Origin of the sequence: Arthrobacter pigmenti (assembly GCF_011927905.1) — a bacterium.
In the GTDB taxonomy this organism is placed as follows: domain Bacteria; phylum Actinomycetota; class Actinomycetes; order Actinomycetales; family Micrococcaceae; genus Arthrobacter_D; species Arthrobacter_D pigmenti.
Genome location: NZ_JAATJL010000001.1, coordinates 1,206,173 through 1,220,411, shown reverse-complemented (window position 1 = coordinate 1,220,411; position 14,239 = coordinate 1,206,173). Strand labels below are relative to the sequence as shown.

Annotated in this window: 14 protein-coding genes and 1 tRNA gene; 3 read left to right on the top strand and 12 right to left on the bottom strand. The window is 61.9% G+C overall.

From position 1 onward, the window contains the following. Positions 1 to 67 precede the first annotated feature (67 nt). Entirely contained in the window at positions 68 to 550 is a 483-nt protein-coding gene (locus tag BJ994_RS05650) for a PKD domain-containing protein (protein WP_167992356.1), read from the top strand. A gap of 134 nt (positions 551 to 684) precedes the next feature. Next, entirely contained in the window at positions 685 to 1,332 is a 648-nt protein-coding gene (locus BJ994_RS05645) for a DUF6318 family protein (protein WP_245192257.1), read from the top strand. 77 nt (positions 1,333 to 1,409) lie between these two features. Here BJ994_RS05645 and ligD read toward each other — a convergent pair whose 3' ends face one another. Beyond that, positions 1,410 to 2,432 (bottom strand): non-homologous end-joining DNA ligase, encoded by a 1,023-nt coding sequence (ligD, locus tag BJ994_RS05640; protein WP_167992349.1) that lies wholly within the window; start codon positions 2,430 to 2,432, stop codon positions 1,410 to 1,412. A 60-nt stretch (positions 2,433 to 2,492) separates the two neighbouring features. Further along, positions 2,493 to 3,326 carry a siderophore-interacting protein gene (locus tag BJ994_RS05635; protein ID WP_167992346.1) on the bottom strand — a complete coding sequence of 278 codons (834 nt, stop codon included), beginning with the start codon at positions 3,324 to 3,326 and terminating at the stop codon, positions 2,493 to 2,495. A 110-nt stretch (positions 3,327 to 3,436) separates the two neighbouring features. On the opposite strand from BJ994_RS05635, the gene BJ994_RS05630 reads away from it, so the two are divergent. Continuing rightward, positions 3,437 to 4,465 carry an ion channel gene (locus tag BJ994_RS05630; RefSeq protein WP_167995876.1) on the top strand — a complete coding sequence of 343 codons (1,029 nt, stop codon included), beginning with the start codon at positions 3,437 to 3,439 and terminating at the stop codon, positions 4,463 to 4,465. Positions 4,466 to 4,853: 388 nt separating this feature from the next. On the opposite strand, the gene BJ994_RS05625 is transcribed toward BJ994_RS05630, so the two are convergent. The 10 genes from BJ994_RS05625 to scpB all read right to left on the bottom strand — a co-directional run bounded on the left by BJ994_RS05625 (position 4,854) and on the right by scpB (position 14,236). Then, positions 4,854 to 5,093, bottom strand: coding sequence for a hypothetical protein (locus BJ994_RS05625; protein WP_167992344.1), 240 nt, complete (start codon positions 5,091 to 5,093; stop codon positions 4,854 to 4,856). 150 nt (positions 5,094 to 5,243) lie between these two features. Next, positions 5,244 to 6,107: a hypothetical protein gene (locus BJ994_RS05620; protein WP_167992342.1), complete on the bottom strand. Its 864-nt coding sequence runs from the start codon at positions 6,105 to 6,107 to the stop codon at positions 5,244 to 5,246. Continuing rightward, on the bottom strand, positions 6,104 to 6,670 hold the full coding sequence (locus BJ994_RS05615; RefSeq protein ID WP_167992339.1) for a hypothetical protein: 567 nt from the start codon (positions 6,668 to 6,670) through the stop codon (positions 6,104 to 6,106). Before BJ994_RS05615 ends, BJ994_RS05620 begins: the two co-directional genes overlap by 4 nt. Before the next feature lie 165 nt (positions 6,671 to 6,835). Further along, complete coding sequence (locus BJ994_RS05610) at positions 6,836 to 7,441, bottom strand: hypothetical protein (protein WP_167992337.1); 606 nt, start codon at positions 7,439 to 7,441, stop codon at positions 6,836 to 6,838. Between the two features lie 1,578 nt (positions 7,442 to 9,019). Continuing rightward, positions 9,020 to 9,093: transfer RNA gene (locus BJ994_RS05605), tRNA-Pro, on the bottom strand. Positions 9,094 to 9,181: 88 nt separating this feature from the next. Continuing rightward, on the bottom strand, positions 9,182 to 10,714 hold the full coding sequence (gene der / locus BJ994_RS05600) for a ribosome biogenesis GTPase Der (protein ID WP_167992334.1): 1,533 nt from the start codon (positions 10,712 to 10,714) through the stop codon (positions 9,182 to 9,184). Between the two features lie 18 nt (positions 10,715 to 10,732). Next, positions 10,733 to 11,431, bottom strand: a complete 699-nt coding sequence (gene cmk / locus BJ994_RS05595; RefSeq protein WP_342450297.1) for a (d)CMP kinase — start codon at positions 11,429 to 11,431, stop codon at positions 10,733 to 10,735. After that, the gene (locus BJ994_RS05590) at positions 11,428 to 12,543 is read right to left on the bottom strand and encodes a prephenate dehydrogenase (protein WP_167992329.1); all 1,116 of its coding nucleotides are present in this window, start codon (positions 12,541 to 12,543) and stop codon (positions 11,428 to 11,430) included. Before BJ994_RS05590 ends, cmk begins: the two co-directional genes overlap by 4 nt. 3 nt (positions 12,544 to 12,546) lie before the next feature. Further along, complete coding sequence (locus BJ994_RS05585) at positions 12,547 to 13,575, bottom strand: pseudouridine synthase (RefSeq protein WP_167992327.1); 1,029 nt, start codon at positions 13,573 to 13,575, stop codon at positions 12,547 to 12,549. A gap of 19 nt (positions 13,576 to 13,594) precedes the next feature. Then, positions 13,595 to 14,236 carry an SMC-Scp complex subunit ScpB gene (scpB, locus tag BJ994_RS05580; protein WP_167992324.1) on the bottom strand — a complete coding sequence of 214 codons (642 nt, stop codon included), beginning with the start codon at positions 14,234 to 14,236 and terminating at the stop codon, positions 13,595 to 13,597. Between the last annotated feature and the right edge of the window lie 3 nt (positions 14,237 to 14,239).

Here is a 14,239-nt window from a genome sequence, read left to right as displayed (position 1 = left end):
CTGCATGTACCCAGGCTCGCCTGCACCGGAACCGCCGAACGGCGGAGAGCCCGTAGACCCTCCAGTCGTGATAACGCTCGAGGATTTCCAGAGCCAGCCGATCATTGCGGCCGAAGTCGTCTCCGAGCCCAATAACTTCGGCTTGCTCGGCGGACACAACAATGTCTGGGCGAACGTCGAAGAGCAGGAATTCACCTTCGAGACGCTCGGAGACGAGGTCCGAATCCGCGCATGGCCGGTCGAGTACGACTGGAACTACGGCGACGGCACCACCAGATCCACCATGACGGCAGGGAACTCGGTCCCAGAAGAGGACTGGCTCATGGTCGAAACACCAACCAGCCACGTCTACGAGGAAACCGGGGACTACAACCTCGTCCTCACGACACGATTCAACGGCGACTACTCCGTCAACGGTGGACCATGGATCCCCATCGCAGGACAAGCAACCGTTAACTCGGAGCCACACCTGATCAGCATCTGGCGTTCCGACAACCGCCTCGTAGACGGAACCTGCGAAGAAGATCCCTCAGCCTGGGGCTGCCAGTAACCCTTAGTTGTCCCCAGTTCGGTTGAAGATACGAAATTACTCGGAACTGTGCAGGCTCCGTTCAGCTTGCCCTCTCGCTCAACGGAACACCCGGTGTGAAGGTGGGTGCCTACGTCTTTAGGAAATTGAGAAACATGCTTCAGTCTCGTGTGATTGGCGCTCTTGTGGGTGCCTCTCTTTCTGTTCTCGTACTTGCGGGGTGTCAAGACGGTGATCAGGGTGCCGCCCAGACTCCTTCTAAGTCGGCGTCCGCTACGGCCTCTGCATCGGTGTCACCGTCGACTGCTCCTTCATCTACGCCGTCTCCTGTGTCTGAAGCCCGGCCGGCCGTAAATATTGCTGTGCCTGAAAAGCCCTTACTGGCGGATGAGAACTCGATTGAAGGACTGAAAGCGTTCACTGAGTGGTGGTTCGAGTTGCTGAACTACGCCTATGCGACCGATGATTTGCAGCCTCTGTGGGCGGTAACAAATCCTGGATGCAGAACCTGCCAGAACATCCAAGAGTCGATCACCGAGGTATATGCCGAGGGTGGATGGATGACTGGCGGAGAAGTGAGCCTCGACGGTTACTACACCAAATTCCGAGTGAACATTCATGGTTCGGTCGACGCATACGTGTCCATCAAGCAGGCTCCAGTCGACGTCTACAACGAAGCCGGAGAACTCATCAATGAGCTCCCAGAACACGTTGATGAAGAAGCCAACCTATTTCGCGCCACCTTTGTGAATGGCACTTGGACGACTGTCGATTACGGACCGATTCCCATCAGCAACGACTGAGCGCTCAGCTGCCCAGTCGAGAAGGTTCGTCCGATAGCGGCGCAGCTTCAGCATCACCCTGGGGCTGCCAGTAGTCGTTACTTGTCCTTCTTCGCCCGGCTCGGTTGAACTCGGGGCGGCTCGCCCGGCATCTTCGGGTAGTCGGGCGGGAAGGGCAGTTCCCCCAAGCCGGAATCAAGGTCACGCTGCCACCACTCGAGCAGAGTATCGATCGTCCCTGGCTCCTCGTGGAATGTGGCCCATGGGTCGCCGACCGACTTCAGCCGGTCCGGAACGGTCAGAATCGTGAAATCGCTCGGGTTCACTTTCTCCAACTCATCCCACGTTATTGGACACGAGACCGGAGCATGAGCCAGTGCCCGTGGACTGTAGGCACCGGCGATAGTCCGATCGCGATTCGCCTGGTTGAAGTCCACGAAGACTTTCTCGCCGCGTTCTTCCTTCCACCACGATGTGGTGACCTTGTCTGGCATGCGCCGTTCCAGCTCACGCGCCGCAGCGATGACGGCATGCCGGACATCAAGGAACTCCTTGACCGGCTCGATCGGCGCATACACATGAATCCCCCGGTTGCCGGAGGTCTTGAGGAATGCGTTGAGGCCCACCTCCGCCAAGACTTTCCGTAGCTCGATGGCGGCGGGGACGGCGTCGTCGAAATCTGTTCCCGGCTGCGGGTCCAAGTCGATCCGCAGCTGGTCCGGGTTGTCTGAATTCTCGGCGCGCGACGGCCACGGATGGAAAACAACGGTATTCATCTGCGCTGCCCATACAGCGGCGGCCGGCTCATCGATAACCAGCTGCGGGTGCGAGCGCGCGCTCGGATAAACCACTTTGACCGAGCGGATGTAGTCAGGGGCACCTTTCGGAGGGTTCTTCGAGAAGAACTGCTCCCCGTCGATGCTGTCGCCGAAGCGTTGCAAGGCGAGCGGCCTGTCACCATTGGCCGCGATGAATGCGTCCCCGACGTCGGCCAGATACTTGGCGAGATCGAGCTTCGTCAGCCCCAACTCCGGCCACATGACCCTGCTCGGACTGGAAATGCGTACCTCGCGGGTGCCGTTCGGCCCATCTACGGATAGAACTGTTGCCTCGGATGCCATGCGTCCAACATACTCCGCACCATCGTCCACCCAGCTCAGGACTGGTACGACGACGCGCCGTCAGCCCGGCAGGATGACGCCGATCGGCTCACGCTTCTCTGCCTGGAAACGATCCTCCGTCCGGCCTGCGGCCCAGTAGCCTGAGAGCGACAGCTGGCCCTTTCCGAGCCCGCGCTCCTTCAGGAAGACATCACGCAACGCCTTCATCGACTCCCGCTCGCCATGCGCAAAGACCTGCACCCGCCCGGCCGGCCACTCATACGAATTAACCGCGGATGCGAGCAGAGCCTTCGTCGAATCGTCCCGCAATCCTCGCTCAACCCACACCACATCTACGCCGGACGGCTTCGAGAGATCGACGACGTCGTCGCGGCCACCAGCCTCGAGGAACGCGACCCCGACAGCTTCCGCGGGCAACGCCTCCAGCGCGGCCGCGATCGCAGGGAGCGCTGATTCATCGCCGGCAAACAGATGCCAATCCGCCGTCGTATCCGGTGAGTAGGCACCCCCGGGCCCCATTAGCGCGATGCGCTCTCCCGGCTGAACCCGCGCAGCCCACGGACCGGCAAGACCCTCATCACCATGAACAACGAAGTCGATGTCCAGAGTGCGTTCAGTACGGTTGATTCGCCTCACGGTGTAGGTGCGGGTGACCGGTACATCCTCAGGCGGAAGTTGTGCGCGAAGGGCCGCGAGATCGTAGGGAGGTTCGAGAGCGAGCTCGGGCGTGGCAAATAGCAGCTTCACGTAGCTATCAGTCGCCTCTTTGGGTTCGAAGGTGTCGAATCCGGCGCCGCCCAATGTAATACGCGCAAGATGCGGGGTCACCCAAGCACGCCGTACCACTTCGAAGACGTGCTGAGGACGAGCCGGCCGGGGCTGAGCGTTATCCATATTCCAAATTTCTCATGTCGAGGCCCCTCAAGCGGAATTCAGGTGACCCGGCCGCGGGATTCAGCGTAGGGTCAAACGGTGTGCCCGACCACAAGGAAGGACGATCCACGGTGCCGTTTGTACTGTCCCGCCTGATCCGCCGACTTGGTCGCGCCCATACCTGGGGATTGCCCGCGCTCATCATCGTCACAGTCTTTTTCACGAGTTGGCCATTGATGATCTGGGCAGAGCCCTCCTCCAACACCATCACGGCGGTCGAGAACTATTGGTGGTGGTTCCTGGTCACGGCGTCGACGGTCGGGTACGGCGACTTCTTTCCAACCACCGTGGGTGGGCACCTTGTCGGCGTCTACGTCATCATCGGAGGCATCGTCACATTGACGACCCTCTTCACCAGGATCGCCGCGGCGATCGACAATGCGAAAGGACAACGCATGAAGGGTCAGCTGGATCTGGATCTCTCGGACCACTTGGTGATCGTCGGTTATACCGCCGGACGTACCGAACGCCTGGTCCGGGAAATAACTGCCGATGGATCGCATCCGGTTGCGCTGTGCGTGTGGGAGGACGTGCAGGATGATCCGATGCCCGAGCAGCCGGATCTGGGCTTCGTCCGCGGTGACTTGTCGGAGGAAAGCGTGTTGCGACGCGCAGGTGTGCACCGCGCCGCACGAGTACTCATTGATGCCCGGGACGACAATGAAGCCTTGGCGCTCACCGTGGCGGTGACCCACGTGAACCAAAACGCGCACACCGTCGTGACCCTCCGCGATATGAGCCGTGCCCGCAACTTCTCCTACGTCGACGACGACGTCCGCTGCGTCCAGTGGCACTCCCCCCGTTTAGCCACCGAAGAGTTGCAGGACCCGGGCATTGCGATTGTCTATGCAGACCTCATGAGCCACGGCGGACGGAACACCTACAGCACGCGGTTGCCGGAATCACCCTCGAATATCCGTTTCGGAGACGTCCAGGAAGCCATGGGTCGAACTTTCACCACCACGGTGCTGGCTGTTCAGCACGAAGGATTGGTCATCAACCCCGGTTGGGAGACCGAACTTCCAGCGGGTTCGGTGCTGTACTACGTTGGAGAGCGCCGTCTCTCGTCGAAGGAAATCGAACAAGCGATTACCACGTGAGCGCACCCCGGATTCGGGTAATCGGCACTGGGAAAACCGCGCCGCATCGGGCTACTTCCCAATGCTCGCGCGGCCATCTACTGTCAGGATGACAAGATTTAAACCTGCGCCCCCCTTGAAAGTTCAGATAGATCTGAAGCTTCAGGATTATCTCGGGAACTCGCGAATTCCCTTGCGTGTATGGGGAACCGGGCGAATCGCTCGGTCTGAGCGTACCCGATCCCCTCGGGTTGTTACGGGTTGATTTCGGTGGGTAGACGATGGGGCTCATGACACACGGCAACACGTCAAGCCGTCGCCAAGGATGCATCTTCCCCGCCTGAAACGGGCGGGGCGCAGCTCGCCCGCCAAAGTTGCAAAGGAGAGTGTGAGCTCCCAGCGGGGCGTGTCATCCCAGGATGGCTAGCTGACATGGACGGGTGCGTCGATCCGCCCACGTAGACGCAGGCCCGATGCGCATCACGGTGTGCGCAGCGGCCGGCACGAGCTTACGTCGCTGATCCTGTTGAGCCAGTAGGTGGGTGAGCTGGTCGAGCGGACGGGTGTCGCCGACGAGCCGCGGGCTGGACTTCTCCATCTGCTCGTCAATGCGATGCTGGCGGCCGGCTCCCGAATCTCCAGCATGCATGCATGCACTCGCTCAGCGGCCCGGTGACGCTTGGGACGCGCTATCTCCCGGATGCGGCGCTCTTCGACGCGAGCGTCCGCGTGCCACAGCACCGTCGTGTCGGGTGGCGCCCAGGGGTGTCTAAGAAGGGCTTCGTTCGAAATTATTCGTTCAACAGTCCGAGCACTTGCCGAGTGCGAGGTCCTCCCTTGCCCATTCGTGCACTGCACCCGCAATGGTGGCAGGAGCGTCCAGGTCGACGGGCTTGTAGATGTGGCCTACGAGGTCGGTGGGCATCATTTTGATCGAGGAATCCTTCAGCAGGAGACACCGCCGACCGGCCATGAGCATCGCTCCGACTTCGATGACCAAGTTGTAGTTCATTCCTCGACCTCGGCGGTCCTCGAAGAACGCGATGCCGTAATTGCTTGACCACATGTGCGCCTGGACGTTTCCCCAGAGGTCGTCTACAAGAGCCCGCTGCGACGCGAGCAAGAAGCGCAGGCCATGCCCGTCGAGCACACCATCCGTGATTTCCAGCGCCTCGGCGACAGGGTCGGGGCCGTGGGGCTCCTTCTGATCGTCCGGGAACCGGGTCATCCCGAACACGTGCCCGGCTGAGGGTGAGCCCTTGGTGAAGTTGGCCACGGCACTGACGAGTTGGGGCGGAGCCAGCGAAGACGGGATGAGCGGGTGCCGCAGGTGACCGAGATCGGCACCACCAGGAAGGGACTCCGCGATCAAAGCAGCAGCATCGTTGCCGATGAGTTCTGCCACTCGCTGACGCCCCAGAGGGGTGAGGTTCCAGTTGCCGCGCTCCTTCGCGGAAGTCACCCGACCGGTCTTCTTCAGGGTGGAGAAGACGTTGGCAACCTTTTCGGGCGCTGGCAGAGACGTGTTGAAGAAGAGGTCCGTGACTGCGCGGCCCGTAAAGACGCCATCCTTCGAGCGCGCAGATGCCACGGAGGCCAGCACGAGGGTCTGGTCGGCCACCGGCATCCGCTGTACGCGAACGCCGATGGATTCGTCGGTCACTCGCCGCCGCCGTTGGAGGCAGAGGCCTTTTTGGTGCTCCTGCGAGCACGTCGTTTGGGCAGCTCGGTGAACTTCGACTCCACCGCCGTGCGACCTGTGCGCGGGACGATGAACTGACCTGCCTCGCCGCCCTCCTTTCGAGCGACGTAGTTCTCTGATGCCGCGTTGCCGAAGTCGCGGGAGAAGTTTCTCGGCATGTCCTCATGCGCGTCGGCCAGAGCAGACCTGACCTCCGCGCTCGTGAAAGATCCCGCGCCCTTGATCGTCGTCAGGTAGTAGCTGGCGGCACAGATCTTGTGCGGGAATGTCTTAGCGCCCATTTCGATGATGAACTCGCTGAGAGTTAGATCGTCGTACTGGCCGGACTCGTCGCGAGATCCCGAACCGCCGCCGCTTCCAAGCCCAGGGAGCTGGGTCGGCGCGTTTCCACCGAACAGCACAGCGATGATGCCGCGCATGGTGCGCTCGTCGACCGACTGGGTGATGTCGATGCCGGGGCCGTTCACCGACACCTCAGCGAAGGTCGAATCCTCGGACGGCTCGTGGTACTCGTTGCTGGACATGTGGTGCCTCGTTTCCTATCGGGTTGGTTTCCCCGAGGAAATGCGGCCCTGTATCACCGAGGCTCGGATTGTTACTTTCCCGAGCCTCGGTTACAGTCTGGGTAGTCTGCCAGGACAACGTCAGTCCCCGGTACAGCAGCCGCTCTTCTAGCGGGGTCTTGCGTTTTAGTTGTTAACCAGGTTGTCTACGAGCCCTGGGAAGGCCTGAATACCTGGGCCTCGTGCTCGGATCCTGCGCGATGTGCCGGTGCCGCTCAACACGAAGCCGGTGAGTTTCTGCACTTGCGCCGAGAAGTTGGCCGAGTCGTACACCTTGAGTCGCACGCACTCCGAGCGAATGACCTCTAACTCGGTCGCATCTTCATCCAGGCCGAAACCTCGAACGATCGTGAGGATCTGAGCAACAGCGCGGGTGCGGTCAGCGTTGTTCCTGCCCAGCTTGAGCCCGGCGATATCGATCCGCGGCCCTTCCTCGTCGAGATGCACCAGCAACTGCAATTTGTCTCGATTCACGTCAGTTTGTGCCACGACGCGGTCGTACATCGCATCCTCCGACACGTCGAAGGCGCTCCCCCTCGCCTCTGCAGGCCCAGCCGCGCCGATACTGGAAGGCACACCTTCGGTCCCGGTAGTGGACCGTCGGCCCGTGCCGGATGACGGGGCTATCAGCCGCACCGCCTCTCGAAAAGCAACCTCATGCAAAGGGTCTGGCACGCCAGATTCCCGCACGGCCGCATGTGCCTTCTTGAGAATATCGCTGATCTTGCTCATTTTCCGCCTCTCGTCTCTCCTGAGACTAGCGGGCAGTTGCGACAGAATCAACATGGCCATTCCATATAGACGCCATAATTTTTTGACGTACCTTGATGGCCTGCATGCCACCATCACATTTTCGCAGGTCAACCGGCTGTTGTTATGATTTGCTTCGACGTACTGCAGTCAATCGAGCCATGGCAACAGATTTCAAATTGCCATTTTGATTGGCACGCATAAGTCGCTTTAGTTCTTACTAAGCGCATTACCATGGAAAACCGAACTGACTCCATGGATGGAAGCATGCGACTCAATGCCGTTTACATATTGATCCCTCGGACGTCGGCTAAGGGGCACAGGCTTGAGAAGATCTACGACGGTCAGGAAGTGGCGCTCTCTGAACTGCACTCGTTCAGGCTGCTTGAATTGGAGCGCATGGCGGGAGCCACTATCTGGACGATCTCGCAGTTTGGGAAAGCGTTCTACAACTGGACTCAGTCGTATCAGCTGACTAGACGCGTGACGTCATTCGGGCCGCCGCCAGTACGACGATTTCGCCCATAACGCGCACGCCAGACCGAGTCGTTTTACGGAATGTAACGGAGCAGCGATGGGAATTTACATCAAATGACTCACTAGACATGAGAACCTCGTGTGGCGGCTCCTCGGTCGTGACACCAACAACGAGACGAATCACCCACCAGTGTTGCTCAACATCTCACCTACGCTGATCCGACCCACCGATCCTCAGATCGAGCCATCACGATGCATGGACGACCGGTGACATTCAGGAACTCGCCTGAGATGCCGCGGTATATCCTCATCGTCGAGAACTGCGACTGCCGACTTTGGTTCCCCGAGTTCAAGCACAGGATCATCGTCGAATAGAAGGCAAGGCTGCAGCGTCGCTTGCAAACATCGAGTGGATCGCTAGAGCGAATCATATATTGGGCAATCTCGACGCTGGCGGATTCGGAATGCTAACCTCCTCCGCAGACGACTAGAGCACAGAGGAAGTACCCGTCGAAGCGCTCAGCATGGACGGCGCGGCCTAGTAAAAATACCAGCATTCTGGAGTCACCGCGACCGAAACAGCAAGCTTCTGCAGCCGTCCCGAGCGTGACTCGCTCACCTCACCTCCGGCGAAGCGGATTGCCGCTCCCTATTCGGTACCGACGGATCCGTGGACATTCGCAGGATTGAGCAACAAAGAATTCCCCAGCAGCTGCTGTGGCAGAACTGCGGCAATTGATAGCGATCAGGTCGAGAAGGTACAAAAGATCGGGAAGATTGCTGGGCATACTGGATGCTCGGCAGTCGATATCACCCAGGCCGCGGAGCGAGCACTCACGCGTGCGCGTCTCTGCGGGTCGAAGTTGACAGCGAGACTCGCGCTCAGCGGTCACCAGGCGCGCGACACCCGGCCGGTGTGAGCCGCGCGGGACGTCTGGTCCCGGTTTGGGCCCGGCTCCTCATCATTATTGATGCAACTGGGTCGCCCGACCTCGGCCCCGAGGTCGGGTGAAGCGTACATAAAGCCGTCCGACAACATCACGAAGCCCAAGTGAGAAATCTGCTCTCACCTGGGCTTCTCTGTCGGGATGACAGGATTTGAACCTGCGACCCCTTGACCCCCAGTCAAGTGCGCTACCAAGCTGCGCCACATCCCGATCGGCCCGGACATTTCCGTCCGAACCACCTGAAGAATCCTATCCTATCCCCGCCCTGAGGCACGAACCGGATTGCTCCTCAGGAAGCCTACTTCTTGCGGCCACGCTTCTCGCGGACCCTCATCGAAACCTCGATCGGAGTCCCTTCGAAGCCGAATGTCTCACGCAGCCGGCGCGTGATGAAGCGGCGGTACCCGGGATCCAGGAACCCCGTGGTGAACAGCACAAAACGCGGTGGCCGCGAAGACGCCTGCGTCCCGAACAGGATCCGGGGCTGCTTGCCTCCGCGTACCGGGTGAGGATAAGCCGCGACCAGTTCTCCGAGGAAAGCGTTAAGCTTGCCCGTCGGGATGCGCTTGTCCCAGGACTCGAGCGCCCGGTCCAGCGCCGGAACCAGACGGTCCCTGTGCCACCCGGTCTTCGCGGAAATGTTCACCCGCGGAGCCCACTCCACGTGCGCCAGGTCCTGTTCGATCTCGCGTTCCAGGTACCGGCGGCGTTCATCGTCGAGCAGGTCCCACTTATTGAAAGCGAGAACCAAAGCGCGACCGGACTCGATAGCCAGATTCAGGATGCGGACGTCCTGCTCGCTCAGCACCTCATCGACCGCCAGCAGCACTACGGCAACCTCGGCCTTCTCGAGGGCCGATTGCGTACGCAGCGAAGCGTAGAAGTCAGCACCCTGCTGCATGTGCACGCGGCGCCGGATACCCGCCGTGTCAACGAAGCGCCACACCCGGCCGCCGAGCTCGATCATCTCGTCCACCGGATCGCGCGTGGTGCCGGCAAGAGGGTCCACAACAACCCGTTCGGTACCGGCCAGCTTGTTCAGCAGTGAAGACTTACCGACATTCGGACGTCCGATCAACGCCACGCGGCGCGGACCACCGGACCGCTCCAATCCCCCGTGCTCGGAGAACTCCGGCATCACCTCGACTGCCTTGTCCAGCATGTCTGCCGTTCCACGGCCGTGCAGCGCCGAAACCGGCATCGGCTCCCCCAAACCGAGGGACCAGAGGGCCGCAGCGTCGGCCTCGTTCTGAATGTCATCGACCTTGTTGGCCACGAGGATGACGGGCTTCTTCTTGCGGCGCAGCATCCGGACTACGGCTTCGTCAGTCGCCGTGGCGCCCACGGTCGCATCGACCACCAACAACACGGCATCGGCGAGGTCGACGGCGGCCTCCGCCTGATCGGCCACGCGGGCGTGGATTCCGCGGGCGTCGTGTTCCCAACCACCCGTATCCACCAGCGTGAAGTTGGAGCCGTTCCACGTCGCCGAGTACATGACCCGGTCGCGCGTGACGCCCGGGGTGTCCTCGACAACTGCTTCGCGGCGGCCGAGGATACGGTTCACGAGGGTCGACTTACCAACGTTCGGACGGCCGACAATTGCGAGCACGGGATCGAGCCGCACGGAGGCTTCGTCGTCGTAATCTCCCAGCTCCTGCGCGAGGAGGGCCGCATCTTCGTCGTCGAGCTCGTACTCGGCCAGCCCGGCGCGCAGCGACTCGGCGCGGCGCTCGGCCTCCGCCTCATCCAGGGCGTGGGTGTGCTCGGCAACGGAGTCGTCGCCTGTCGGCTCGTACTCTTCGTCAAGCCCGGTCTGGTTCTCGCTCATGATCGCGATCCTTCGTCCTTATTGGTGTGCAACGGTGCTGACAACCTCCAGCACCGCCGTCACTGTCTGCTCAAAATCCAGGTCCGATGAGTCAACGGTTACCACGCCATCGGCTGCCTGCTGAAAGTTCACCACGGATGAGTCCTTCGCATCGCGCACCAGCACCTGCTGCTTCAACTGTGCGGCAGTCTGTGTTCCACCCAACTGGACCCCACGGCGTCGCAGCCGTGCTTCCTCGGAAGCCGTCAGCAGTATCCGCACCTCTGCTTCGGGGGCGACGACGGTGGTGATGTCGCGGCCCTCAACGACAATCCGGTGGTGCGAGTCGGCGATGATCTGGCGCTGCCTGCGGATCAGCTCACTGCGCGCACCGAGCGTGGTGGCCACGGCGCTTACCGCCTTCGATACGTGCGGCTCCCGGATCGCGTCCGTGACATCGATGCCGCTGACCAGCACCGATTCGGTGTCCGGCCGCGTGCTGATCACAAGGTCCAGTTCGCGGGCTGCCCGCTCCACCGCACCGGCGTCGGCGAAATCGATGCCCTTCTCCAGGCAGTGCAGAGTGACCGCGCGGTACATCGCGCCGGTATCGAGGTATGCGGCATGCAAGCGGCGTGCGGTTTCGCGGCTGACACTGGACTTGCCGGAGCCCGAAGGCCCGTCGATGGCCACGACCAGCGATTTGCCCAGTCGAAAGTACTCAAGAGTTCCAGTCACTGGACCACCTTCCATCCACGGCTCGTCAGGAAATCGGTGAGCTCATGGCGCTTGCCGGGCAGCACCGAAACCTCTGCCATCCCTACTTGCCGTTCGGGCGAGTGCTCAAGCCGAAGGTCCTCAAGGTTGATGCCGGTGTCGCCGATTTCAGTCAGCAACCGCGCGATCTGCCCGGGCACGTCATCCACCAGAACGGTGAGCTTCGCGAATGCCTCAGGCGGGGTGCCGTGCTTCCCGGGGATCCGCGCCTGACCGATGTTCCCCTCGGACATCAGTTGCGCCATATCCAGCCGCGCGCCTTCGCCCAGCGGATTCTCCAGCGTGCCGATCAGCCGGTTCAGGTCCTCACGGACGCCGTACAGAATCTCCACCAGGCGTCCGGCGTTGGCGGACAGGATCTGCACCCACAGCCGGGGATCGCTCGCCGCGATCCGCGTCACGTCGCGCAGCCCGTTACCGGCCAGCGACAGCGCGTGAGCCGGTGTGTCCTGCAACCTGCTGGCGAGCAGCGAGGAGAGCACCTGCGGCAAATGCGAGATCACCGCCACCGATTGATCGTGCTCCTCGGGCGACATACGCGCTACGACGGCCCCGAGGTCAATGGCCAGCGCCTCGGCGATACGGACTGACTGGGGCGCGCTTTCTGCAGCCGCGCAAATCACCCACGGCATGGAGGTAAACAGTTCAGCCCGCGCAGCCACCGGCCCGGACTTCTCCCGTCCTGCCATCGGGTGCGTGCCCACATAACGCGAGAGGGCGGCGTCGTCGGACTGCTTGCGCACTTCGGCAAGCACCGCGTCCTTGACGCTGGCGATATCGACGACGACGGCGGCCGGGTAGGTTGCGAGGGCGTCCAGGACCAGCGTGCCGGTCACGTCCGGAGGTGCGGCAACGACAACCAGTTCAGGGGCGAAATCGGGCCCGGCCTCAGCGATCGCACGTCCGGCGCCGATGTCCTGGGCAACGGCCTGGGTGGACGGCGAAATGTCGGAGAGTACGACGTCGATACCCCGACGGCGCAGACCCAGTCCGATACTTGTGCCCAACAGACCCGTCCCGATGACCAGCACCGGCCCGGACAGATGGGTGCCGCCGTTGTTGACTACGGTCATCGCCTACAGCTCCACAGCGGCCAGGAGGTGCCCAACTTCCTGACGGCCAAGTACGCGGATGCTGCCCTGACGCTGATCGCCGACGCGGATGGGGCCGAACTGAGTGCGGACGAGCCGCTCCACGGGGTGCCCGATGGCGTCGAATAACCTGCGGACTACGCGGTTGCGCCCCGAGTGCAGCACTACCTCCACCAGGACGTGACCAGGCGTTGAGTCCACAAGCCGGAAGGAGTCGACTTTCGCAATGCCGTCCTCAAGCTCGATGCCTTCCTTCATCTGGGCGCCGAGTCCGTGCGCCATGGGACCGCGGACCTGCACGAGGTAGGTCTTCGGCACCTCGAAGGAAGGGTGGGTGAGGCGGTTGGTCAGTTCGCCGTCGTTGGTCAGCAGCAGCAGGCCCTCGGTTGCGACGTCGAGCCGGCCAACATGGAAGAGGCGCTCGCCCTTGCGGTTCTTCAGGAAATCAGTGATGCACGGGCGGCCGTCGGGGTCTTCCATCGTGGAAACCACGCCCTTGGGCTTGTTGAATGCGTAGTAGACCATTGTCTCGTTGAGCTGGAGACGGATGCCGTCCACATGGATTGCCGCTTTCTCAGGGTCCACGCGGACTCCGAGGTCGGTGACAATGCTTCCGTCCACCTCGACGCGGCCCTCGCGGATCATGTCCTCGCATACGCGGCGGGATGCGACGCCGGCGGAGGCCATGACCTTCTGAAGGCGGATACCATCCGGATCGTGGACATCCAGCCGGTCAACGGGAGGCGCCTTGGGACGGCGGGGACGGTGCACGGGGCCAAGGCTGCGGCCGAACCGTTCCTTCGCGAATGGAGCCGAGCCCTTCTGACCGGTTCCAGCCGTGCCCTTCTGCCCCTTGCCGGCAGCCTTCGGCGCGCCTTTCCCGCTGGCCGTTCCTTTGCCGGCACGCCCAGTCTTCGCGTCATCCCGGTTTTGTCCGGTCTTCCCCGATGGGTCCTGGGCACTGTTACGGCCGGCGCGGTTCCTTCCGGATCCGGAGCGGGGCGCCTGTGTCATTGAAAGTCCTTAGCTGTGGTTAGTACGTGGTCTCGTCGAAGTCCTGCAGGTTCTCAAGACCGGGCAAATGCGGTGAAAGTTTCGGCAGATCGGCCACGGTGCCGATACCCAATCTTTCCAGAAAAAGCGGAGTGGTTCCGTAGAGCACGGCGCCGGTCTCCGGATCATTGGCGACATCAACGATCAGCCCCCGCTGAACGAGTGTCCGCACCACGCCGTCCACGTTCACTCCACGGATAGCTGACACCCGCGAACGCGATACCGGCTGCCGGTATGCAATCACCGCGAGGGTCTCGAGGGCTGCCTGCGAAAGACGCGCACTCTGGCCTTCCAGGACAAAGCGTCCGACGACGGCGGCGAAGTCGCCGCGCGTGAAAAACCGCCATCCGCCTGCGACATTTCGAAGCTCAATACCCCGGCGTCGTGGTGATCCGGCATCTGGACCCTGATTAGTATAGCCGTCATACTCCGCCCGTAGCGCTTCGAGGGCCTCCCGGACCTCAGCGACCGGCACCTCCAGAGCCGCGGCCAGCTGGATTTCGGTCACCGGCTCCTCGACGACGAGGAGGACGGCTTCCACCGCTGCCGGGACCCCGCCGGGCAGGGAGCCGACATCCACAGCGCCGGTGCCAGAGGCTGCTTCCTCCGTCTGCTCACTCACTTG

Excerpts from the sequence above, each read along its gene's own strand:
- der (WP_167992334.1), bottom strand. The coding sequence starts at position 10,714 with ATGAGCGAGAACCAGACCGGGCTTGACGAAGAGTACGAGCCGACAGGC.
- BJ994_RS05635 (WP_167992346.1), bottom strand. The coding sequence starts at position 3,326 with ATGGATAACGCTCAGCCCCGGCCGGCTCGTCCTCAGCACGTCTTCGAA.
- BJ994_RS05590 (WP_167992329.1), bottom strand. The coding sequence starts at position 12,543 with ATGACCGTAGTCAACAACGGCGGCACCCATCTGTCCGGGCCGGTGCTG.
- BJ994_RS05610 (WP_167992337.1), bottom strand. The coding sequence starts at position 7,441 with ATGAGCAAGATCAGCGATATTCTCAAGAAGGCACATGCGGCCGTGCGG.
- ligD (WP_167992349.1), bottom strand. The coding sequence starts at position 2,432 with ATGGCATCCGAGGCAACAGTTCTATCCGTAGATGGGCCGAACGGCACC.
- BJ994_RS05625 (WP_167992344.1), bottom strand. The coding sequence starts at position 5,093 with ATGCATGCTGGAGATTCGGGAGCCGGCCGCCAGCATCGCATTGACGAG.
- BJ994_RS05645 (WP_245192257.1), top strand. The coding sequence starts at position 685 with ATGCTTCAGTCTCGTGTGATTGGCGCTCTTGTGGGTGCCTCTCTTTCT.
- BJ994_RS05585 (WP_167992327.1), bottom strand. The coding sequence starts at position 13,575 with ATGACACAGGCGCCCCGCTCCGGATCCGGAAGGAACCGCGCCGGCCGT.
- BJ994_RS05615 (WP_167992339.1), bottom strand. The coding sequence starts at position 6,670 with ATGTCCAGCAACGAGTACCACGAGCCGTCCGAGGATTCGACCTTCGCT.